Source organism: Leucobacter ruminantium (assembly GCF_017565705.1).
In the GTDB taxonomy this organism is placed as follows: Bacteria; Actinomycetota; Actinomycetes; order Actinomycetales; family Microbacteriaceae; genus Leucobacter; species Leucobacter ruminantium.
The window spans coordinates 1-22,215 of sequence record NZ_JAGDYL010000014.1; the positions used below are offsets into that span (position 1 = coordinate 1).

Below are 22,215 nucleotides of genomic sequence, written 5' to 3' on the forward strand. Positions count from 1 at the left end.
GCGCGAGATACCCATCGCGGCAGCGATATGGGATTGTTTCCAGCCCTGCTGATGACGTTGAATGATCAATCGCCTACCAGCAGGAGTCAGACGGGCGTTACGGTGGGTCACGAGAACCTCCGGGAATAGGTGAAGACGTTAGACATCTCCACTAAGCCCGGAGGTTCTCCTGTTTCACAAGCCCGTCGCTGCTACCAACCTCCTGACCGGGTACAAGTAGCCCGGCGCGGCCGCTGTGGGAGAATCGGGGGATGCCGCAGATCCCTCGCCTCATCGCCTTCGATCTCGACGACACTCTGGCGCCCTCGAAGTCGCCGGTCGACCCGCGCATGCTCGCGGTGTTCGCCCGTCTTCTCGCCCGCACGAACGTCGCCGTGATCTCCGGCGGCAACTTCGAGCAGTTCGAGGCGCAGCTCGTCGACCGGCTCGACGCCTTCGAGGGTGTCGACGAGACCGCGCTCGAGCGGCTGCACCTGCTGCCCACCTGCGGCACGCGCTACGAGCGTCGGGCCGGTGGCCGCTGGGAGACGGTGTACCGCGAACACCTCGATGCGGCCGAGCGCGACGCCGCGCTCGCTGCGCTGCGCGAGGAGGCCGAGCGGCTCGGACTCTGGGAGACCGCGCCCTGGGGCGAGATCCTCGAGGATCGCGGCTCGCAGGTGACGTTCTCGGCGCTCGGGCAGCGGGCACCCGTCGAGGTGAAGCAGGCGTGGGATCCCGACGGATCGAAGAAGAACGCGCTGCGCGCGGCCGTCGCCGAGCGCCTGCCGGGGCTCGAGGTGCGCAGCGGCGGTTCGACGTCAGTCGACATCACGCGCCGCGGCATCGACAAGGCCTATGGCATGCGCAAACTCGAGGAACACACGGGCATCCCCCTCGACGACATGCTGTTCGTGGGCGACCGCCTCGATCCCGACGGCAACGACTACCCCGTGCTGGCGCTCGGCGTCACCTGCCAGGCCGTCGACGGCTGGGAGGACACCGCGGCATTCCTGGAGGAACTGCTCGCCGATTGAGCGCTCAGGCGTCGGTCTTCGCGTTCAGGCCGAGCACCTCCGCGGTTTCGGCCAGCGAAGCGGCCGCAGCCGCGGGGTCGCTGTTCAATCCCTCGCCGAGCGCGGGCACCTGGGCCTTGAAGACCTGCTTCCACTGGCTCTCGAACTGCTCGGGGAAGCACTTCGCGAGCACTCCGAGCATCGCGTGCACGGCGGTCGAGGCTCCGGGCGAGGCGCCGAGCAGGCCGGCGATGGATCCCTCGGCGCCGGTGATCACCTCGGTGCCGAACTGGAGGATGCCGCCCTTCTCCGGGTCATTCTTCATGACCTGCACGCGCTGACCCGCGGTGATCATCTCCCAGTCGCGGGTGCGCGCGGTCGGCATGTACTCGCGCAGCGTCTGCATCTGCTTCTCGCGGCTCGCGAGCACCTCGCCGAGGAGGTACTTCTCGAGCGAGAACTGGGTGACGCCGACCTTGAGCATGGGGCCGAGGTTGTGCACGCGAACGGATCCCGGCAGGTCCCACCAGCTGCTCTGCTTCAGGAAGTTCGGGCTGAAGCCGGCGTAGGGGCCGAAGAGCAGGCTCTCCTTGCCGTCGACGATGCGGGTGTCGAGGTGGGGCACCGACATCGGCGGCGCGCCGACCGCGGCTTTGCCGTAGACCTTGGCGCGGTGCTGCTTCACGATCTCGGGGTTGTCGCACTTGAGGAACTTGCCGCTGATCGGGAAGCCGCCGAAGCCCTCGATCTCGGGGATGCCCGACGACTGCAGCAGCGGAAGAGCGCCGCCGCCCGCCCCGACGAACACGAACCGGGCGTTGACGCGCCGGTGCCCGGAGCCGGAGAAGGAGGGCAGGCAGACGTCCCAGGTGCCGTCGGCGCGGCGCCGCAGCTTCTTGACCGGCGTCTCGAGGTGGAGCTTCGCGCCGCCCTCGACGAGGTGGTGGATGAGCTGACGGGTGATCGAGCCGAAGTCGACGTCGGTGCCGCTCGCGGAGCGGGTCGCCGCGACGACCTCGTCCTTCGCGCGCCGGTCGATGAGTAGCGGGGCCCACTCGGCGATCTGCGCGGGGTCGTCGCTGAACTCCATGTCGGCGAAGAGCGGCTCGTTCTTGAGGATCTCGTAGCGCCGGCGCAGGTAGTCGACGTTCGCCTCGCCGCGCACGAAGGTCATGTGCGGGGTCGGGTTGATGAACCCGGAGGGATCGCCCAGTACGCCGTCGCGTACGAGCGCCGACCACCACTGGCGCGAGAGCTGGAACTGCTCGTTGATCTGGATGGCCTTGTCGGCGGACAGGCTGCCGTCCTTGCCCTCGGGCATGTAGTTGAGCTCGCAGAGGGCTGCGTGGCCGGTGCCCGCGTTGTTCCAGGCGTTGGAACTCTCGGTCGCGACCCGGGTCGCCGACTCGTAGATCTCGATCGACCAGTCCGGCTGCACCTGCCTGATCAGCGTGCCGAGGGTTGCGCTCATGATGCCGCCCCCGATGAGGACGACATCGACAGTGTTGTTGCTCACGAGGCCCTAGTCTACTCTCCGGATCGGGTGCGACCGCCCACCGGCCCGTCGCCGCGGCACGGCTCTACAGGCCCGCGTGCTTGCGCGCCTGCTGCAGCGTCTCGGCGGCCGCGTCGAGGGTGCGGACGTAACCGAGTCTGGCCGCCTCGCTGCTGCGCTGAGCACCTCCGACGACGGGCCGCACCTCGCCGGCCAGACTGATCTCTCCGAACGCCGCGAGGTCGTGCGGCAGCGGCCGGTCGGTGATGGCGGAGAGCACGGCGAGCGCGATGGCGAGGTCGGCAGCGGGCTCGGCGAGTTTCACGCCGCCGACCGTCGACACGTAGACGTCCTGGTCGTGGAGGCGCGCACCCACCCGCCGCTCGAGCACGGCGAGGATCATGGCGACCCGGGAGGGATCGACCCCGCTCGTGACGCGCCGCGGGTTCGGCGTCGCGCTCTTCGCGACGAGCGCCTGCACCTCGACGGGCAGTGCGCGCCGGCCCTCGAGCGCGACCGTGGCGCAGGTTCCGCTCACGGGCGAGGCCGCCCGGCTGAGGAAGAGGCCGCTGGGGTCGGGCACCTCGACGATGCCGCGATCCCTCATCTCGAAGCAGCCGACCTCGTCGGTCGGCCCGAAGCGGTTCTTGAGGGTGCGCAGGAAGCGCAGCGACGTCTGACGGTCGCCCTCGAAATGGCAGACGACATCGACGAGATGCTCGAGCAGTCGCGGGCCCGCCACCGAGCCGTCCTTCGTGACGTGCCCCACGAGGATCACGGGGGTGCCGCGCCCCTTCGCCGCGCGGATCAGCGCGCCCGCCACCTCGCGCACCTGGGCGGGCCCGCCCGCCGCCCCGTCGACCTCGCCGCTCGCGAGGGTCTGCACCGAGTCGACGATCACGAGCGCGGGATCGACGGCCTCGATGTGCCCGAGCACGGTCGCGAGGTCGGTCTCGCTCACCAGGAAGAGGTCGTCGTGGAGGGCGCCCATGCGCTCGGCGCGCATGCGCACCTGCCCCGTCGACTCCTCGCCGCTGGCATAGAGCACACGTGATCGGCCGTCGGAACCGGGCACACGCGGTCGCCCGTCACCGCCGCTCGACCGTCCGCCCGCTGCGGCCCGGGCCGCGGCGTCGAGCAGCAGCGTCGACTTGCCGACGCCGGGCTCGCCGGAGAACAGGATCGCGGCCCCGGGCACGATCCCTCCCCCGAGCACGCGGTCGAGCTCACCGATGCCCGTCGAGCGGTGCTGCAGCGACTCGCCCTCCAACCGCGTGATCGGTCGCGCCTCCCGCCCCGCGAGCGGCGCGACGGCCCGGGTGGTGCGGGCGAGCGAGGCGCCCTGGTGGCCCCGTTCTTCGACGGTGCCCCACTGCTGGCACTCGCCGCAGCGGCCGACCCACTTCGAGGTCTGCCACCCGCACTCGGTGCATGTGTACGCGCTGATCGTCTTCGCCATGCGGCGAGCCTAGCCCGCACCTCCGACATCGGCGGGACGACGGACCACGGCCGCTCGCCATCTGCGCGCTATCCCGGCGCTCAACCGCTTCCAGCTGCGGTCGCGGATGAAGATCGAGTCGATCGCGATCATGGTGAGCGAGAACCACGGCAGGCCCATGAGCACGCCGATCATGATGTGGAAGCCGAGAATGCCGAACAGGGCGATGAGTCGGGTGGGGCGCGACAGCAGCGCGAGCAGGAACGCGCCCTGCAGCAGGATCGAGCCCCAGGTGCCGATCGCGACCATCGGCCCCCAGGCGGTGATGAGGTCGCTGAGCACCGGCCAGGTGCCGAAGCGCATGGTCTGCAGCGGGTCGTAGACGGCGTAGCCGGAGGCCCACGGCGCGCCCTGCGCTTTGAAGAGTCCGCCCGATCCGTAGACGAATGCGACCTGGGCCGTCAGGGCGACGAGCGCGAGGTTGTGGAGCACGGTGCCGATCTGGTTCGGCGAGGATCCCTCGGGGAACCACTCCCGCTTCGCCCGGCGCCGCGCGTCGAGCGACCACCTGGCGGCAGCGTCGGTGAAGAACATCAGGATGAGGGCGATGCGGAACATGTTGTCGCCCTGATCGCCGACCATGTCGTTCATCTCGATGAAGCCGATCCACATCACGAAGAAGACCGGCAGCACGATGCGGAAGCGCCAGCCGAGCATGAACAGCACGGCGAGCAGCATCAGGGCGATGTAGAGGAGAGTGAAGGCGACGTCGTTCGCCGCGACCGCGTGGAAGGCGCTGAACAGCCAGATCTTCGGGAAATCGCTCACGGGCTCGGCGATCTCGCCGTTCCAGGCCGACCCGGAGCCGAAGGTGTAGAGGCGGGTGCTGAAGTTCGACGCGAGCAGGCCGATCGCGATCACGCCGAACACGATGCGCGTGACGGCGATGCCGTAGAGCGCCTTCTTGCCGTTGAAGAGCCAGCGCTCGACGAAGGCGATCGAGTCGCCGATCGTGTTCGCGAAGGCCATCCACGCCGAGGCGATGATGCTGCCGAGGAAGGCGAAGAATCCCGCGACCGGGGTGCCGGGCGCGCTCGTCGAGCTCCGGGACGCATCGGGCGCGGCGGCGTCCTCGGTCTTCGGCGCTTCGGGAGCGGCCTTCTTCGCCGCGTCCTTCTCGAGGGTCGTGCGCTGCTGGCTCATCGGGTGATCCTCTCGAACTGGCCGCGGAACACGTCGGCGAAGTTGCCCTCGTTCTGCCCCTCTTCGACGATGGGGGCGGGCCATCCCGGCAGCACGACGGTCGGTTCCGGCCGCTGCGCCTGCGGGTCGTGCCGCTGGGCGAAGGGGATGATGTTCTGGCGGCTCACACGGAACTGCACCTTCTCGACCTCGTCGCCCCAGATGGCCCGGGCGACCTGCGTGGCGTAGGCGGTGGTGCGGTGCTCCTCGGCGAGCAGCTGCTCGATCTCGGCCGTGTTGTCGACGGCGGGCGAGGGATCGGCGTCGCCTTCCCCGGCTTCTTCGTCGGCGGCCTTCTGCGGCGTCTCGAGGGCCGCTCTGAGGCCCTCCCAGTCGTCGACGGCGAAATCGCCGCCGACGACCGTGCGCTGCAGTTCGTCGACCGAGTCGTAGGCGTCCTTGTAGCTGGAGGCGACCTCGCTCGACTGGATGCCGGCTCGCGGCGGGAAGAGGTTGTACTGGATCATCGACAGCTCGACGTCGGTGGCGCTGACCCAGCCGGTCTCGCTGCCGTCGGCGAGGGTGGCGCGCACGTTGAAGTGGTAGTCGCCGTTGATGGGTTCGGGGGCGAAGACGCTCCACGACTGTCCGAAGAAGGGGATCATGTAGGCCGTCAGGGTGTCCTGGGAGCCCGGGACGATCTCGCGCGCGTTCTCCGAGTACGGTGCGATCCAGAGGAACGAGGCGAGCACGTGCCATGCGGTGAAGAGCGCTGCGAGCAGTGCGACGAGGCGCACCCAGGCCTTGGGCTTGGGGCGCGGCGCGGCCCCCTCATTAGCTCCTTACTGAGCCGCCTTCATCGAGCGCCGCTTGGCGATCGCGAAGGTGGCGGCGCCGGCGAGCAGCAGCAGGAGAGCGGCTGCGCCGAGGCCGTTCAGTGCGGCGCCCGTCTGCGCCAGCTTCGCGCCGCTCGCGTCGGCAGCGCCCTTGGCGGCGGCCTGCGCCGACGCCTCGTTCGAAGCCGATGCGGTGGCCTTCGCCGCGGCCGAGGCCGAGGCCGAGGCCGTCGAGTCGACGTTCGCACCCTGGCGGGCAGCAGCCTCAGCGGCGGCAGAGGCGTTGGCCGTAGCCGCGGCCTTGGCCTGCGCCGACGCTGCCGCGTTGACGCTCGCCGAGTGATCGGCGCTCGCCTGCGCGGCGACGTTCGCCGCGACGTTGGCCTGCGCCGAGGTCTCCTGCGACGCGTTCGCCGAAGCGTTCTGACGCACATCCGCGCGGGCCGCGATCTGCGCCGCCGCACGCGCCGCGGCCTCTGCGTTGGCCGTGGCCTGCGCCGACTGATCCGCCGAGGCGGTCGTCGAGGCATCCGCCATCGCAGCGGTCTCGGCAGCGGCCTGAGCCGCGGCGTTGGCCTTGCTGTCGGCCTTCGCCGAGGCGGAGGCCGACGCCGACGCGTTGACATCCGCGGCTGCGAGCGACGAGGCCTGCGTCGACGCCGTCGCCTGGGCGGCGGCGGCCGACGATGCCTCGGCGTTGACGTCGGCGGCAGCCGACGCCTGGGCGTCCTGCACCGCCGAGGCCTCGGCGGTGCTGGTCGCGGCGGCGAGAGCCGACGACCCGGCGTTCTGCGACGCGGTCGCCGTTGCCTCCGCATCGACGTTCGGACGTGCGGCTGCCTCGGCGGCGGCCTGCGCGTTCTGCGTCGCGGCTGCCTCGGCTGCCGACTCGTTGTTCGCCATCGCGGCGGCGAGGGCGGCGGCGACCGCAGCGGGGTTGCTGTGGTTGTCCGCGTCGGCCGATGCCGATGCCGAAGCCGAAGCGTTGGCATTGGCCTGCACCTCAGCGGCGGCGTCGACCGCAGCGTCGGCTGAGCCGGTCGTGTGCGCGTTCGAGGCCGAGGAGGCCTCGGCGGCCGAACGAGCAGCCGAACGCGAATCGAAGGAACCGTCGGCCTCCGAATCGGCGTTGTGATCCGCTGCGGCTTCCGCCTGAGCGCTCGCGGCGGCCTGAGCCGTCGACGAGGTCTGCGCTGCGGCCTGAGCCGCGACGTTGGCGTTGGTCGTCACGTCGGCGGAGGAGTTGGCCGAAGCGTCGTCCTCCACGTCGGCGTAGGCCGCAGCCTGAGCCGCGCTCGTGGCATCGACGTCAGCAGCAGCGCTCGCGTCGCTCTCGCTCTGCGAGAACGCCGCTGCCTGAGCCGCGACCTGAGCCGCAGCCTGGTTGTCGCCGTTCGCGCGGGCCGAGGCCGAAGCCGAAGCCGAAGCGTTGGCGTTCGCGCGCACGTTCGCGGTGGCGTCCGTGGACGCGTCGTTCGACGAGGTCGCGTTCGCTGCGACGTCGGCCGACGCCTGCGAAGCCGAGCGGGCGTCGACCGTGCCCGCGACCGATGCGGCGGCGCTCGCGTCGGCGTTCGCCGTCGCGGTGCTGTCGCTGCTGGCCTGGGCGGATGCCTGCGCCGCAGCGTTCGTCGCGGTGGTCGCGTCGACCGAGGCCTGCGTCGAAGCACCGGCGCGCACGCTGGCGCGTGCAGCCGACTCGGCAGCCGCCTCCGCGTTCGGCGTCGCCGCGGCCTCGGCAGCGGTCGAGTTGTCCGCCATCGCCGCGGCCTCAGCCGCCGCCTGAGCCGCGACCTCGTTGTTGCCGTTGGCCTGAGCCGAAGCCGCCGCCGATGCGGAGGCGTTCGTGTTCACGTCGGCCTCGGGCTGGCTGTCGACCTCGGTCTGAGCCTCCGCGGCGCGTCCGCTCTGGTCGCCCTCCGCCTCGAAGCTCAGCGCCGCGCCGTCGGTGACATCCTCGCCCACCGTGCAAGTGACCGTGAAGTTGCCGTCGGCGTCGGCGGTGGCGGGAATGCCGCTCGCTGCGACGCAGTCGGCGGGAAGCGTCACGGTGACGGGCTCATTGGGGGCGAAGTTGCCGCCGGTGAGCGTTACCGTTCCGCCGGCCGCGACCGGGTTCGGCGAAGCGGTCAGTGTGGCGATCGCACGCGTGATCGTCGACTCGGCGTTCGCTTCGCGACCCGTGTCGTTGCCGGTCGCCGTGAAGGTCACGGTGCCGGGCGCCTGGGTCTCGGGGACCGGCCAGGGGTACGTGAAGGCGCCGTTGTCATCGGCGGTCACGTCGACGGTGCCGCCACCCGGAAGGGTGATGGTCACGGTCTCTCCCGAACCGAAACCGCTGCCGGTCAGCGTCACCGTGCCGCCCTGTTCGACGGGGCTCGTCGCGGTGAGGGCGGGCGCGACCACCGTGACGGTCGCGGTACGGGTGTTCCCCGACTCGTCGGTCGCGGTGAACGTGATGACATCGCCCGGCTGGTAGGTGTCGGGAACCTCCCAGGTCACGTTGCCGAAGGAGCCGTCGGCTCCGGTCGTCGCCGTCAGGGTCGAGGGCTCGCCGTCGATCGTGAATGTGACGTCCTCATTGGGTCCGAAGAAGGTGCCGGCCAGCGTGACGGTCTCACCCACGGCGACATGAGACGGGGTCGCCGTCAGCGCTGCGGAGGGGTTCTCGGCCTTGACCGACGAGGACGCGAGCTCGACGCGGATCGCCGCATCCCCGGTGAGGATGGCGGGCAGCACGTCGACCGCGACCGCGCGAACGGTGGCGCTTCCCGCTCCCAGATCCGCCTGAGCTGCGGGGCGGGCGCCCGGCTGGTCGGGCTGCTCGTTGAGCGTGACCGTCGCAAGCGCGTCGAGCACCTGTTTGAGGAGCGCGCCGTCGTTGCCCAGCAGGCCGTCCACCAACGGGTTCAGCAGGCTCGACAGGCTCGTGGACAGGTTGGTCACGGCAGTATTCACAACCGGCTGCAGAAGTGGTGCGATACCGCCGACCAGGTCCGTCGTCAGCGTGCTGAGGGCGCCCAGCAGCGGGTTGAGCAGACCCGCGAGGCCGCTTCCCGTGAGCTTCAGCGTGACGTCCTCGTAGCCGTCGGCCCCGAGCAGGCCGCCGACCGTGGCAGGTGCGCCGTTGACGTCTTCGAGCGCCGCGGAGACTCCCACGAGGGGAACACCGAGCAGTCGCGCGTCGAGATCGAGGTCGAGCTGCACCTCGAGGCCGTAGATGCCCTTGGTCAGCGCCTCGGTCGCCTTGGCGGACAGCGAGTTCGGGTAGGTCGCCGCATCGCCGGTGAGCGCGTGCGTGAGGCCGCTCGCGAGCGCCTCGACCACAGCGGCCTGCAGCACATCGGTGTTCGCGGGCAGATCGTTCAGCGAGTGGCCGGCATAGGGGCCGTCAGGGCCGACGAGCAGCTGGGCGAGATCCACCTCGACCAGACCGCTCTCCAGGTCGACGTTGATCGACGCGGGGTCCGTCGCGGTCGCGTTGTTGAGAGGCGACTGCAGCAGCTCGGCACGAACGGTGTTCACGAGGCTGGAGGTGTCGATGACCAGGCCGTTCGCGGTCGATGCCGTGACGGTGCCCACACCCAGCACGTTGACATCGAGGGCGTTCACGAGGTTCGTCACGAGCGTGTTCACCGAGCCGCCGGGTCCGGTGAGGCCGTTGATCGCCGTGCCGGCAGAGCCCGCCACCTGATCGACGGCGGTGGTCACGTCGCCGAGGATCGGCGAACTCAGCTCGGCGCGCAGGTCGGCGAGGGCGTAGGCACGCGAGGTCGCCGTATCGGTGTCCTTCTCGGCCTGCGAGGCGACGGCGCCGAGCTCGATCCGGGCGCCGTTCAGCACCTGATCGGTGAGACCGGCGATCTGCAGCTGCTGGAACAGCTCGGTCAGATCGAAGTAGGCCGGGCTGTAGCCGGCGTCACCGGTGACCGCGTCGAGATTGATCGCGCCGGTGTCGGCGATCGCGCCGGAGGCAGCCAGCGAGCTCAGCTCGGACGGCGACGACGAGTAGCTCTTCACCGCTCCGACGTTGCTTCCGAGGTTGAGCAGGCCGGGAGCGCTGCCGTCGGTGAGCAGGGGCAGCGTGATTCCGCCGCCGAGGTCCAGGTTGACAAGGCCGTTCAACACTGACGCGTTGAGCGGTTCACGCACCGGTCCCGGCTCGGCCGGGTACTCAGTGGTGGCCCGCGCCGCACCCGCTACGTTCAGGCCGAGCCCGGACGCATTCAGGAAGTGCCCGTGCCCTGCCGAAACGGCAGTCGTGGGAGCGACATCGGCAGTCGCGGTGAGCGGCGCGATGAGCACTCCGCCCGCGACGACCGTGGCCGCGGCCGCTCCGGCCGCCAGGGCCCGGACGCCGCGTCTGCGGTGTCTGACCCCTCGTAATTCGTTCTTCGTATCCAAGAGACTCCCCAGTCATCTCGTCGTGCCTTGCCATGGGAACGCGTGCCTGCCCCGCCGCACGCGCGACAAGAGGTACAGACACCCGATCAGAAGACTCCCAGCAAAGCCGCACAGGGTCCACGGGTCTCCGTGGCCCTCGATGCCGCCCTCCGTACCCCTGCGCGATCGGCATCGTGATGCGTACTTCGGACGTCGCAGATACTCATTCACAAGAACTTGGATACTGAGATGAGAAGAGATGAGTACTGTGATACTGCGCTCTTTCTCCGCAACAAAACACCACCCCTCGCTCAGAAGAGCAGGCGCCGCTCCTCTAGTCTGGATAGTGGGGAAAGAAGCCCGGCACGCAGTTCTCGGATCTGGCCGGGTCGGAGGGGGGAGCTCAATGCAGAGCGCGACGAACGCACACATCGAACACCTTCCGCACGAGCTCTTGGGAGGCCTCGAGGATCCGTATCCCACCATGCTCATCGGCCCCGATGGCAGCGGCAAGACGCATGTGCTGCGCACCTTCGCCTCGCTGCTCGAGGAGCGAGGGATCCCTCACGTCTACGTCGACGCCACCGCTGACGATGCCGCCGAGCGTATCGAGAACGCGCCGCCCCGCGCCGTGCTGCTCTTCGACAATTACGAGGTCGCACCCTTCGAGGTGCTGCAGCGCGCGGCAGCACACCTGCTCGACGGCGCGCCTGCCGTCGGGGCCGCGGCGGAGAGCCACGTCGATTCGGTATACGGCACACGGCTGAGCCGGCTCTACGATCAGATGCCCCACCTCGCCGACACCCTCGGGCGCGCACGTACCCTCTGGATCCAGCCCACGAGCGATGAGCAGATCGCGCGGATCATCCACCGCGCCAGCCCTGAACGCCTGGACGCCGTCACGGTGGCCACCATCCAGCAACTCGCCTGGGGCAGACCCGGATGGGCGCTCGACCTGCTGCAGCTGCACCGCAGCGGATCCCTCGCCCATTCACCGAGACCACGCATCAGACGCCCCTACGCCGGCGATCTGCACCTCTCCTCGCTCCGCCACCCGGCGCGCATCGCCGAGACCGAACTCGATGCGCCCGCCATCGCCGCCGCGGTGGTGCTCTCGGAGATCGGCCCGCGCAGCCGCAGCGGCGTCTTCGACGTCGTGGGCGCGCACGCCGAGAAGATGCTGTCGACGACCGGCATGCTGCTGCCCGTGCCGGGATCGCCCGAGCTCCTCGGAGTTCCCGAGCTCTACGCCGCCGCGATGCAGCGCCGCGCCGATCCCGAACTGTTGGACGCCACGAGGCGACGCACCGCCGCGCACCTCCTCTCGCAGGAGGTCTTCGGGATCCCTCTCGCCGACCGAGAAGCGATCTTCTGCTCGCGCGTGCTCTCGCGGCGCGACGACAGCATCAGCACCGACCCCGTGCTCGGCGAGCACCACGCCCGCTTCCAGCAGCGCATCATCGGCGACCTCGTCTCGTTCGGCGAGGGCGAGCGCGCCCGCGACCTGCTGCTGCGCCTCGGGCAGGACGGGCCGGGGCTCAGCCCGCTCGCCCGCGCCCGCCTCACCGCCGTGCTGCGCGACGCCCGCACCGGCCTGCAGGTGCTCATGGTCGCCAACCCGCCGCGCGGCAACTGCGACCTCCCCTCCGTCGACCCGGAGGTCAGGTTCGCCACCCTCCTGCTGCGCGCGAGGCTGGCAGCCGAGGCCGGGATCCCTCTCGAACACGATCCCGACATCGCGCCCGACGACGAGCAGTGGAACGATGCGCAGCTCGTGGCCCGGCGCTGGAACGACGACCGTCCGCTCGGATCGGACGCGCCCCTGCTGCTGCGCATCGCCCTCACCCACCCACTCCCCGAGGTCGCTCTGCTCGCCGAACAGCTCCTCTCACTCGAGGCGACCACGGTGGGGCTTCGCTACAGGGCTTTCTCGGGCAGCCCCGTCGATCAGCGGATCTCTCGCCTCGCGATCAACGCCTCCGACGCGCAGCGCGACACCCTCGAATGCGCGGTCGCGGCGCAGAGCATCATCCGCTTCCTCTCCGCCGATCGCGCCGGTCGCGCCCCCTACCTGCTCGGTCTGGTCGGCTGCCTGCCCGGCGCCTCCCGCCACCGCATCTGGGCCACGCATCTCCACGCGGCCCGCACAGCGATCATCTGCGGAGACATCGACCGCGCGCGCTTCGAGTGGGTGCGAACCTCGAGCGCCGTGCCGCGGTTCATACCGTGGCGGCTCCGATCGCTCTTCGCGAGCCTCGAGCAGATGGCCCCGGGCGAGACGAGGGATCCCGACCCGCTCTGCGGGTACAGCGCACAGATCACCGCCTACTTTTCGGGCCAGCTCGATCGGGTGAGCCCGGCGGCGTTCGCCGAACCCGTCGAGCAGTTCGCTCAGCTCGGCGGCATCGGAGGGATCGACCCGGGCGAACTCACCGAGATGCCCGAGCGCCTCGCCATCCGGGCGCACCTGGAGGCGCTGCATGCGCAGAACCCGCTCGCGCTCATGCGTGCGGCCGACACCCTCGAGTCCCACGGATTCTGGGCGCCCGCCGCCTACGCGATGCAGGAGGCACGGCGCATATTCCTGCGACGTCGCGCGGCGGGAAGCGTCACCGCGACGGATGCGCGCATCGCAGCGCTGCAGGCCGAGACCGCGAAACGGGTGCCCTGGTTCGACGCCGGAGTACTTCCGAGCGCGCCGCGCGAGAAGCTCACGCCGCGCGAAGCCGAGACGGCGAAGCTCGCCGCCGAGGGGCTCACCAACCGCGAGATCGCCGAGCGTCTGCGCTGCAGCGTGCGCACGGTCGAGTCGCACGTCTCGCAGGCTCGTGCCAAGCTGGGCGTCACGAGCCGCGAAGAACTCGGGTCTCGGTTGAACGCAGCGGGCGCAGCCGACTTCCCGTCGGGCGTCACGCCGGTCTTCCCCGCTCCAGCCCGGCACTCGGCACGGGGCGTGCAACACGCCCGGTGACCGGGCCGCGATTCGCATCTCGCCTGCGGATGTCGTATTCTTTTTCGCGGTGACGTGTCCGAGCGGCCGAAGGTGCGACTCTCGAAAAGTCGTGTAGGGTAACCCCCTACCGTGGGTTCAAATCCCACCGTCACCGCCACAGCGAAGGCCCCGAGATCCTTGAGAAATCAATGGATCCGGGGCCTTCGTCATGCCCGCCCCACCCGCTTCCTCCGCCGGTTGGGCGAGCCTCGGGCTGAGCGAGCGAAGCGAGTCGAAACCCAATCCGCCTCCCCACCGGAACCCTCCACTGTTCAGCGGTTACGGGAGAAACGAGGCTCCCCTCGGCTCAGGTCCTGAGGACTGGGGACCGCACTCCGGCGAGTTCGGGCCTGACCCGCAAAGTGCTCAGCCTCTCCACGAGGGGCATGTGCCCGACAGGAATCCTGAACCGACGATGCAGCAGAACGAAAGCGAGCAGCACGATCACTCCGGTGATGAGCTTGTCGATGATGCTTGTGACGATGTTGGTGGAGAACAGGGAAACGAGCGTCGGCAAGCCATCGGCTTCGAGGGACAGGACAGCCCCGACTGAGGCATGCCCGTTGTACCCTCCGAAGGCGATGAGCAGAATCGGCACGGCGACAGCCGAGCAGACTGCGGCAACGATCAGGTCGAGGGTCACGAATCGGCCGAGGTCAGCGCCCATGCGGAACCTCCGGACTCCGTAGCCCCAGACGAGCGCCCCGGCGATGTTGACCAAGGTGAACGGATTGGTAGCGGGATCCCCGGTGAGGAAGCCCAGGTTGCTCGATGCGATGCCGACAGCAACCCCATGCCAGGGGCCGAGGACGATCGACGCGATCGCCGTGCCCACCATGTCGAGGTAGACCGAGAGCTTGAAGACAGCGGTGACCCAGAGGCCGAGGAGGTTGAGCGCGACACAGCCCACCATGAGCAGACCGGTGGTGCCGAGAGACAGAGGCGAGGCCGTCGGGACCATGAGGTCCGGCACCGGCAGGGGCTGAGGCTTCGCGGCTTCCGGTGTTTCTCTCTTCGCCTGTCGCTCTGCGACTCTGCGGACCTCCCGGCACCGGAGCACCCAGGCATCGGCTTCTTCGGTCGTCGCACCGAGTGCGAGCACGATGTCTCGGAGGAGGCCGGTATCCATCCGCGCGCGGCCCGTCTTGAAGGCGTTGTAGACGGTAGATCGAGCGGGGATCGCGGCGGCGGTATGGATACCGCGCTGGAGCCGCAGGGCGGTGATGCGACGCACCAACTCGGCGTAGGACACTTCGCCCGCTGACTCGCGGAGGTTCTGGAGGTCGAGGGCGATCCGGTCGAAGGACTCATCGGAGGTTCCTTGGGCTCGCTCGCTCGCTTCTGTCATCACTGCCCCCTCACCGCTGAGCTCTCATATGGCGCCTCCGGCATACGAGGCGGACGCGCCACGCGCTCCGCGTTTTCAACCTTATACGCGACCTCCACTGCTGTTCAAAGTTGTGCGAGAACCCCGGAATCATGCGGATCTCGGGTGTCGGCTGAATAGCGTCGATACATGGGCAGTTTCGATGGCCGCTCCCTCTGCGCCGTCCTACCCCGGGAGCCCACATCACGAGCGAGGCATATCTGCCGCGCCTCAGAGAAAGGAAGAACCTTCGTGTCGCGGAGCAAGGACTTCAAGGTGGCGATTGCCGCTGCCACAGCAGACAAGCGCGGGTGGGTGGTCGACGGCTACAACGAGGTGCTGGAGGTGCTGAACCGCATCGACCGCTCGCGGCTCGACGCAGGCCAGAGCGCCGAGTACCAGACCATCGCGGAGACGATGCAGAACACGCTCGCGGCCTTCGACACTCAGAACCCTGGCCAGTCGGCTACTGCGGTGGCGGAGGCGAAGCAGTTGAAGAACCTCGGCTTGATCCGGGTTCTCGGGTTCACGGTCCTCCTCTTCGTGGCGTTCCTCATGCTGTTCACCGGGAACACCTGGTGGCTCTGCCTCGTGTTCGCTGCCATCGCCTTCATCGGCAACGCTGTTTTCGGGAGCATTCTGGGCGGTAAGGCGCAGGCGCTCGCGCAGGCCTCTCGAACGGCCGCCGATCATGCAGCGGGAGTATTCGGACGCGGTGAAACCCTCGACGCTCCGGCGTCCGGGCTTGTGCTGCGCGCAGACAACCTCTGGCTGAGCACACTCTCCGAGGTGGAGCGCATGACGGAGCACCAGCGACGCCAGGCCGAGAAGCAGATGGCGATGCAGCAGCGGCAGCACGAGGCGCAGATGGCGGCGATGCAGCAGCAGATGGAGCATCAGAAGGCGGTGCTTGCCGAGACCCGGGCACAGAACGATGCGCTGTTCGGTCAGCAGAGAGGCTTCATCGGGCAGGTGATGGAGAACCGCGACCGGATCAAGCAGGATCGGAAGCTCCAGTAGTGCGCGGCGAAGGGACGAACTCGGCTCGGAAATCGCTGCTCGCCGCCATCGCTCTCGCTCTGGGCGTCTCCATGCTCTTCACCGGCTGCGCCGGGGACGCGAAGCCGCAGACTGCGCCGAAGCCGGCGGCTGCCGAAGTAGCGAAGACGCCGCCCCCGGTGCCCGAGCCTGTCGTGCTGCCCACCTGCGACGCTATGAACGCGGCGGCGCACCAGGAGTACGAAGACTATGGGCCGGAGAACTTCAGCGCTCCTGCTGGCGAGACCGATCTGACGGTGTTCAACCAGGTTGCGGGGGAAGCCGCGAAGACGGCGATGGGTAAGGCCGTGCAGCAGCGGGGATGCCGTTGGCCGGTGCACATGCAGGGAGCGGTCACAGGGTATGTCGCCGAGCTGGCCGAAGCCGATCGGGCTTCTCTCATCGAAGCGCTGAAGGTCGACAGCGGTGTGCAAGCGAGCGCACTCGGAGATGCGGAGAGCTTCAGCTACACGATCCCCGCCGACAACCCGATGGCCAACGATACGAAGGTCACATACCTCTTCATCGGGGATATCTGGGTGCTGATCTTCGACTACGCCGGTCAGCGGGAATATGCACAGGCGGCACTCGATGGCATCCTCGCCGCGAACCCCTCGCTCGCAGGCAAGGGCGAAGGCTCCGCGGCATCGGGAAGCCCGAAGTGCTCTGGACTCTCGGGCAACGAAGCACTCGGGAAGTGGGGAGCCGGAATCTCCGGTGGCCCATGGGATCTCACGGGACAGTTCAGCGATGTGAAGGGCTACGACGAGTGCGCGGCGCTCTCCTGGATCGTGCTTCGCCCCGAGCCCTGCTGCACCCGGTTCTCGATCACTCCGGTGCTGTTCTTCCACAACGGCGAGTATGTCTCCTCCGCCACCTCGACCGGCCACGCCGTGGACTCCGAGAAGGGAGTTCAGCGCTTGTCCGACGAGGAACTCTCGGTGACCTACATGTGGCAGGGCGACGACATCGCGGGCCCCGCGAACACGGCGACCTCCACCTATCGATGGGACGAGGCGAGCGGGACGGTCACTCGAACCGGCGAACTGCCGCCGAGCTGATCGGCTCCGTTCCGGGCGCGGCAGGCGCGCTAGTGATGCTCCTGCCGCGCCCGGGCTGTTCAGCCTTGTGCGGAAACGCCTGTTGACTCGGGCATTACGATCTTCGCCGCCACCCTTGAAGGATGGAGCTTTCACCGATCTACACCACCGAACCGATGGCGACCCGCGCGCTGGCCGCTGAGATCCGCCAGGACGCCCGCCGCTTCCTGAACCTGCTCAGACACCGGAGCGGCGCGCGGAGCTTCGGTGCCCTGCAGCGGGTACGGTGCGAAGCCCTCGAGCAGGTCGACGTGCTCCTCGAGTTCGAACGCGACGGCGAACCCTACCTGGTCGGCATCGAAGCGAAGTTCAACCACGAGTTGGGCCGCGACCAGATCTCGCGGGAGAGCTCGGCCCTCGACACGCTCTTCGTGCTCGTCCCCGACTTCGATGCCGTGCCCGAGTGGCTCCACGACGAGTTCCCCGAGGTTCCGGTGATCGGCTGGAAGGAGACCCTGGAGTGTTTTATCGCCCCTCGGATCACGATCGATGATCTCGCCGCGATCAAGGTCCCCAAGGTCGCCATCGAGGCGCAGCTCAACGGGCTCTCCTTCGAGGGGCGGCTGGTCGGTTGGCGCATCGAGACGGAGCGCAACGGCAACGGCAATCCCTCCATCGTCTTCGAGTCGCCCGAACTGCCCGACGGCCGCACGCTCCGGGGGCAGATCCAGGTCGTGGGCCGCGGTGTGCCGGATCAGGTGGAGGACGTGCGCCTCGAGAGCCACATCGGCATCGCAGTATCCGAGGACGAGACGAGTTACTTCGACCCCGAGCGGTCGGATTCCGTGCCCATCTGGATCGAGAACCTGAAGACGCTTCAGCGCGAAGTGCTCACGGGAGAGGAGGACCGGCTGCTCATCAGCCGACGCGCACCGGGCACGAGCCGGCGAGCGCTCGGGAGGTGGAAGAAGCCGCTGGCGCAGAAGCACCTCGGCGAGCACGCCTACCTCGCGAAAGGGTACACGGACGGCTGGGCGATCGGCCCGAAGACCAAGAACGTTCCTCTGGAACGGCTCGAAGAGCTTGCAACGGTCACCGCCGAGATCTTCGAGCGCTGGTACGCCGCCGAAACCAGCTGAACCCCGACACGAGTGACGCGGAGCGATCGGCGGCACCAGCGGTGCGGTCGCCAGGAGCCTTCTGAGCGCGCGGCCCCGGTCAGCCGGCGCGGTGCTCGTGGATCGGCGTGTTCAGCACGGCATCGCCCAGTTCGAGGTAGAGCTGCCCCTCCGTCACCGAGACCGACACGGCGTTGCGCCGCGCGAGCGCTGCAACGGCTCCGTCGATGAATCCCTGATCGAACGAGCGCAGCACGATGTCCTCCGCGCGGTGGATCGTCTTGCCCTCCCACGAGGCGAGCAGTTTCGCGGGGTCGCGGTGCGTATAGACGGCGACGCGGTCGGCGAGCTTGCTGCCGAAGTGCAGACGCTGGGCTTCGGGTGCACCGATCTCGATCCACGCGGTGACGCTGCCCGTGAGATCCCTCACGAGCACGGCAGGCTCCTCGGTCGAGGAGATCCCTCCCGCACCGAACGCGATACCCTCCTCGTATTCGAGGCAGTAGGCGAGCACCCGGGTCACCATGAACGCTTCGGTCTCCGAGGGATGCCGCGCCGCGCGCAGCGAGAACTCCTCGTAGACCCCGCGGTCGACGTCGGCCAGCTGCACCTCGAAGGTGTGGATCGTCGCACCAATCGCCATGACTCACGAGCCTACCTCTCAGTGCTTCGCCGCGCGCTCCGCGACTCTGACATCGAGCGGGAAATCGACGTCGGTGCTCCCGAACAGCAGCCGGCCGGCGGCCGCAGCAGCGGCCTCCACCGCCGCCGCCGCGTCCTCCGCCTGCTCGATCGGGGTGTGCACGATGACCTCGTCGTGCAGGAAGAACGCGAGGTGCGCACGACTCGAGAACGCGGAGCCCGAGGCGGTCGCCCGCGCCCCGCGGGCCTCGGGGAGGCGCGACAACCGCAGCCTCGTCTCGGCGAGCCAGGCGAGCGCCCACTCCGCGGCGGTGCCCTGCACGATGAAATTCCGCGTGAAGCGGCCGAAGTCGCGGGCCGAGCGGCGGGCACGGGCCTCGTCGGCCGCCGTCGCCCCGCTCCTCTGCGCTCGGGCCTGCACCTCGAACCATTCCGCGCTCGGCGCGGGCGACGAACGCCCGAGCCAGGTCGTCACGATCCCTCCCCGCTCGCCCGCCGCGGCCGCCTCGTCGACCAGCCGCATCGCACGCGGAAAGCTCCGCCGCAGGCGCGGTACGAGCCGACCGCTGTCTCCGGTCGTCGACCCGTACATCGCGCCGAGCACCGCGATCTTCGCCTCCTGTCGGGTCTCAACGATCCCGCTCTCGACGATACCGTCGTAGAGATCCCTCCCCCGCCCCGCTGCCGCCATCGCCCGATCTCCCGACATCGCGGCGAGTACGCGCGGCTCCAGCTGCGAGACATCGGCCGAGACGAGCATCCACCCCGGATCGGCGCGGATCACCGGCCTCAGCAGGCGAGGGATCTGCAGCGCCCCACCACCGCTCGATGCCCAACGGCCGGTGACGACGCCCCCTGGCACGTAGACGGGACGGTACCGGCCCTCGCGCACCCAGTCGTCGATCCAGGCCCATCCGTTGGCCGACAGCAGGCGCGCCAGCTTCTTGTACTGCAGCAGCGGGGCGATCGCCGGATGCTCATGCTCCGCGAGCTCCCACCTGGATGTGGACCCCACATCGATACCGGCGCGCCGCAGCGCACCCAGCAGCTTCGGCTGCGAGTCGATCGAGAGGTTGCGCGCACCGAGCTCCCTGCCGATCGCCTCGGCGAGCTCCCCCATCCTCGCGGGCTTCGCACCCCTGGCCGGGCGGGGTCCGAGAGCGTCCCGGAGGATCCTGTCGTGCTCCTCGGAGTCCCACGGCAGCCCGGCCGCGCGCATCTCGGCCGCAACGAGCGCCCCGGCGGATTCCGCGGCGAGCAGGAGGCGCAAACGTGCGCCGGGCTCTCCCGAGACGGCGTCGAGCACCGCGCGCTGACGGGCGAACTCCTCGCGCGCCTCCGCGAGGCCGTGCGGCACCGTGCGTGCGGAGTCGGCGGCCTCCTCGAGGTCGAAAAGCGCCGCCCCGCGCGACTCCGGTTCCGTCTCCACGGGCGCACGGCTCCACTCGGTCGCCTCGGCGAGCGCCAAACGGTCGGACACGAACTCCGAGCCCCGGAGGATCGCGTGCGTCAGCCGGAGGTCGTGGCAGCGCTCGATCCGCACCCCCTCGTCGAGCAGCCGCGGGAGCCAGTGCACGGTGTCGCTCCACACCCAGCGAGGCGCGGAGCACGCCTCACGATCCCTCACGAACGCGGCCAACTCGGCCGGGGTGAACTCGACGGGCTCGCCCGCTCGACCGGAGGCATCGACATCCACGGCCCCGATGCGGTCGCCCGCACCGCGCCCGAGCACGCACCAGCGCCCGGGCGCGACGGGCGCGTCGGAAGCATCGGGTGAGGGATCCGCGGTCACGCGACCACGTTACCGCCGGCCGGCGACATCGACGCCTCCCGTTCCCGACTCAACCGCCGGCTGGCCAGGCGCAGGCGCGGCTTATCGGAGGCGCCGCTCCCAGAACTCGCGCAGCTGCTCGCTCTTGCGGAAGACGACCTCGTCCCATTCGGCGTCGGTCGTGGAACTGTCGGCGAAGTCCGATGGGATCTTGAAGATCTGCAGGGCCGTGCCGAATCGCGCGCATACGGCGGCGTAGGCGTAGCCCTCCATGTCGACGAGCGCCGCGCCCAGCCCCGCGATGCGGGATCGCTGCTCGTCGCTCTTCACGAACACGTCGCCCGTCGCCATCACGGTGCGCTGCGCATCCGGCAGCAACGCCTCGCCCGCGGGGCGCAGGGTCGGCGACGGCAGTGAGAAGTCGTGCTGCACGAGCCCCGTCACCTGGTAGACGGTGTCGAGATCGAGGCGGCTCGCGCCGTCTCCGACGACGCCGGCCGTACCGAGCACCACCACCCGCTCGATGCCGCCCGCGGCGAGCGCCGCGGACAGCGCCGTGGCGGCGTTGACCTTTCCGACGCCCGTTACCAGGTGCTCGACGTCGGCGAACGCCGTCGCCTCGTCGCCGTGCGCGAATACGAGCAGCGTGCCCGGCTCAGCCATGTCTTCTCCCAGCGGCGCGGCGCGCCCGTCGAAACGAATTCGAACCCACACTAGCGTTTCTCGAAAGAATGTTCTAAACTGAACTGCTGAGCACGCAGCAGACCCGCGTTTTCCGCCCCGGCGCCACCGGCACCAGCCGTCCCGGGCGATGCAGAAATCGACTCCCGCGGAGGTCGCAGCGGCTCTCAGTAGGCGGCTACCGCTGTGCCGCCCGAAACCGGCGTTCCGATGCCACAACGACGAGCCGTGAGACAACCGGCCCGAGGATCGGCGCGCCGACATCCGTCGCGATCCGCAACGGATGCCGCACCACACCGCTCGCGAGCGTCGTCGCCGCGAGCGCAGAAAGGACCATCATGACGAACCAGAACCGAATCCGACCGGGCACGACCGCGCCGAAGCGCACGCCCTACCACTCGCTGGGAGACGGCGACATGCGCATCCCCGAGTGGGCGCAGCACCGCTCCGTCTACCGCTCCTCGGGGCGCACCCTCTATCTCGTCGACACCGACAGCCTGGGCGAGGCCCGCAGCGACCTCGCCCGACTCGACCGCGCAGGTTGGGAGGTGCGCATCGCGGAGTCCCCCGAGGGATCCGGCGCGCGCATCGCGCTCACTCGCCGCGAGCTCGCCCGAGCGGCATGACCGCGGTGGCGCTGCGGCCGCCGCGCCGCCGCACCCGCGCACCACGGCAGAGGCCGAGGCGACTTCCCGCGTCACACGCGGGAAGTCGCCCCGGCCTCGTCGCTACACTGGCCGCATGAGCGACGTCGAACTTGCCGAGGTTGAGAGCTTCTCCCTGGACCACACGAAGGTGCTGGCCCCCTACGTGCGCCTCATCGGCGTGGAGCACGGCCCGAAGGGCGATGCGATCTCGAACTACGACATCAGGCTCGTGCAGCCGAACGCCGGCGAGATCCCGACCGCGGGGCTGCACACGATCGAGCACACGATCGCCGGCCTGCTGCGCACCCGCTTCGACGGCCTGATCGACATCTCGCCGTTCGGCTGCCGCACCGGCTTCCACATGATCGCGTGGGGCGAGCCGACCCCGGCCGAGGTCGCCGCGGCGATCAAGAGCTCGCTCGAGGACCTCGTCGAGCGCGTCACCTGGGAGGATGTGCCCGGCACCACCGCCGAGAGCTGCGGCAACTACCGCGACCACAGCCTGCACTCGGCGAAGGAGTGGGCGAAGCAGGTGCTCGACCAGGGCATCAGTCTCGACGCGTTCGATCGCTCCGAGATCGCGTAAGAGGG

Annotated in this window: 16 protein-coding genes, 1 tRNA gene and 1 pseudogene; 8 read left to right on the forward strand and 10 right to left on the reverse strand. The window is 69.4% G+C overall.

The genetic code is table 11. From position 1 onward, the window contains the following. Positions 1-111: pseudogene (locus tag J4H91_RS15560) on the reverse strand (leucine zipper domain-containing protein); the annotation flags it as partial. 140 nt (positions 112-251) lie between these two features. On the opposite strand from J4H91_RS15560, the gene J4H91_RS08930 reads away from it, so the two are divergent. Next, the gene (locus J4H91_RS08930; RefSeq protein ID WP_208045919.1) at positions 252-1,016 is read left to right on the forward strand and encodes an HAD-IIB family hydrolase; all 765 of its coding nucleotides are present in this window, start codon (positions 252-254) and stop codon (positions 1,014-1,016) included. Between the two features lie 4 nt (positions 1,017-1,020). Here J4H91_RS08930 and J4H91_RS08935 read toward each other — a convergent pair whose 3' ends face one another. The 5 genes from J4H91_RS08935 to J4H91_RS08955 all read right to left on the reverse strand — a co-directional run bounded on the left by J4H91_RS08935 (position 1,021) and on the right by J4H91_RS08955 (position 10,350). Beyond that, positions 1,021-2,511, reverse strand: a complete 1,491-nt coding sequence (locus J4H91_RS08935; RefSeq protein ID WP_208045920.1) for a malate:quinone oxidoreductase — start codon at positions 2,509-2,511, stop codon at positions 1,021-1,023. Between the two features lie 64 nt (positions 2,512-2,575). Then, positions 2,576-3,949 carry a DNA repair protein RadA gene (gene radA / locus J4H91_RS08940; RefSeq protein WP_208045921.1) on the reverse strand — a complete coding sequence of 458 codons (1,374 nt, stop codon included), beginning with the start codon at positions 3,947-3,949 and terminating at the stop codon, positions 2,576-2,578. A 9-nt stretch (positions 3,950-3,958) separates the two neighbouring features. Beyond that, positions 3,959-5,131: an HTTM domain-containing protein gene (locus tag J4H91_RS08945; protein WP_208045922.1), complete on the reverse strand. Its 1,173-nt coding sequence runs from the start codon at positions 5,129-5,131 to the stop codon at positions 3,959-3,961. After that, positions 5,128-5,907 carry a DUF5819 family protein gene (locus tag J4H91_RS08950; protein WP_208045923.1) on the reverse strand — a complete coding sequence of 260 codons (780 nt, stop codon included), beginning with the start codon at positions 5,905-5,907 and terminating at the stop codon, positions 5,128-5,130. Before J4H91_RS08950 ends, J4H91_RS08945 begins: the two co-directional genes overlap by 4 nt. A 45-nt stretch (positions 5,908-5,952) precedes the next feature. Continuing rightward, positions 5,953-10,350 carry a choice-of-anchor G family protein gene (locus J4H91_RS08955; protein WP_208045924.1) on the reverse strand — a complete coding sequence of 1,466 codons (4,398 nt, stop codon included), beginning with the start codon at positions 10,348-10,350 and terminating at the stop codon, positions 5,953-5,955. A gap of 385 nt (positions 10,351-10,735) precedes the next feature. Here J4H91_RS08955 and J4H91_RS08960 point away from each other — a divergent pair, with 385 nt between their 5' ends. Further along, positions 10,736-13,300 (forward strand): LuxR C-terminal-related transcriptional regulator, encoded by a 2,565-nt coding sequence (locus tag J4H91_RS08960; protein ID WP_243752834.1) that lies wholly within the window; start codon positions 10,736-10,738, stop codon positions 13,298-13,300. A 48-nt stretch (positions 13,301-13,348) separates the two neighbouring features. Continuing rightward, positions 13,349-13,439: transfer RNA gene (locus J4H91_RS08965), tRNA-Ser, on the forward strand. 189 nt (positions 13,440-13,628) lie between these two features. On the opposite strand, the gene J4H91_RS08970 is transcribed toward J4H91_RS08965, so the two are convergent. Next, positions 13,629-14,555 (reverse strand): hypothetical protein, encoded by a 927-nt coding sequence (locus J4H91_RS08970; RefSeq protein ID WP_208045926.1) that lies wholly within the window; start codon positions 14,553-14,555, stop codon positions 13,629-13,631. Between the two features lie 384 nt (positions 14,556-14,939). On the opposite strand from J4H91_RS08970, the gene J4H91_RS08975 reads away from it, so the two are divergent. From J4H91_RS08975 to J4H91_RS08985, 3 genes are all read left to right on the forward strand, one after another. Further along, positions 14,940-15,707: a hypothetical protein gene (locus tag J4H91_RS08975; protein WP_208045927.1), complete on the forward strand. Its 768-nt coding sequence runs from the start codon at positions 14,940-14,942 to the stop codon at positions 15,705-15,707. Next, on the forward strand, positions 15,707-16,786 hold the full coding sequence (locus tag J4H91_RS15885; protein WP_208045928.1) for an LppP/LprE family lipoprotein: 1,080 nt from the start codon (positions 15,707-15,709) through the stop codon (positions 16,784-16,786). The genes J4H91_RS08975 and J4H91_RS15885 overlap by 1 nt, the downstream gene beginning before the upstream one ends. A 122-nt stretch (positions 16,787-16,908) precedes the next feature. Continuing rightward, on the forward strand, positions 16,909-17,904 hold the full coding sequence (locus tag J4H91_RS08985; protein ID WP_208045929.1) for a hypothetical protein: 996 nt from the start codon (positions 16,909-16,911) through the stop codon (positions 17,902-17,904). A 79-nt stretch (positions 17,905-17,983) separates the two neighbouring features. Here the strand turns inward: J4H91_RS08985 and J4H91_RS08990 are convergent, their stop codons facing one another. The 3 genes from J4H91_RS08990 to J4H91_RS09000 form a co-directional block, all read right to left on the reverse strand. Further along, a complete protein-coding gene (locus J4H91_RS08990; protein WP_208045930.1) occupies positions 17,984-18,526 on the reverse strand; it encodes a YaeQ family protein in 543 nt (180 codons plus the stop codon). Positions 18,527-18,544: 18 nt separating this feature from the next. Next, entirely contained in the window at positions 18,545-20,317 is a 1,773-nt protein-coding gene (locus J4H91_RS08995) for a bifunctional 3'-5' exonuclease/DNA polymerase (protein ID WP_208045931.1), read from the reverse strand. A gap of 81 nt (positions 20,318-20,398) precedes the next feature. Beyond that, positions 20,399-20,959: a phosphorylase family protein gene (locus tag J4H91_RS09000; protein WP_208045932.1), complete on the reverse strand. Its 561-nt coding sequence runs from the start codon at positions 20,957-20,959 to the stop codon at positions 20,399-20,401. A gap of 356 nt (positions 20,960-21,315) precedes the next feature. On the opposite strand from J4H91_RS09000, the gene J4H91_RS09005 reads away from it, so the two are divergent. Beyond that, positions 21,316-21,603, forward strand: a complete 288-nt coding sequence (locus J4H91_RS09005) for a hypothetical protein (protein ID WP_208045933.1) — start codon at positions 21,316-21,318, stop codon at positions 21,601-21,603. A 115-nt stretch (positions 21,604-21,718) separates the two neighbouring features. Further along, complete coding sequence (locus tag J4H91_RS09010; protein WP_208045934.1) at positions 21,719-22,210, forward strand: S-ribosylhomocysteine lyase; 492 nt, start codon at positions 21,719-21,721, stop codon at positions 22,208-22,210. Positions 22,211-22,215 lie beyond the last annotated feature (5 nt).

Bases quoted from the DNA above. Each gene is read 5' to 3' on its own strand.
- J4H91_RS08930 (WP_208045919.1), top strand. From the start codon at position 252: ATGCCGCAGATCCCTCGCCTCATCGCCTTCGATCTCGACGACACTCTG.
- radA (WP_208045921.1), bottom strand. From the start codon at position 3,949: ATGGCGAAGACGATCAGCGCGTACACATGCACCGAGTGCGGGTGGCAG.
- J4H91_RS08945 (WP_208045922.1), bottom strand. From the start codon at position 5,131: ATGAGCCAGCAGCGCACGACCCTCGAGAAGGACGCGGCGAAGAAGGCC.
- J4H91_RS08960 (WP_243752834.1), top strand. From the start codon at position 10,736: ATGCAGAGCGCGACGAACGCACACATCGAACACCTTCCGCACGAGCTC.
- J4H91_RS08985 (WP_208045929.1), top strand. From the start codon at position 16,909: ATGGAGCTTTCACCGATCTACACCACCGAACCGATGGCGACCCGCGCG.
- J4H91_RS08990 (WP_208045930.1), bottom strand. From the start codon at position 18,526: ATGGCGATTGGTGCGACGATCCACACCTTCGAGGTGCAGCTGGCCGAC.
- J4H91_RS09000 (WP_208045932.1), bottom strand. From the start codon at position 20,959: ATGGCTGAGCCGGGCACGCTGCTCGTATTCGCGCACGGCGACGAGGCG.
- J4H91_RS09005 (WP_208045933.1), top strand. From the start codon at position 21,316: ATGACGAACCAGAACCGAATCCGACCGGGCACGACCGCGCCGAAGCGC.
- J4H91_RS09010 (WP_208045934.1), top strand. From the start codon at position 21,719: ATGAGCGACGTCGAACTTGCCGAGGTTGAGAGCTTCTCCCTGGACCAC.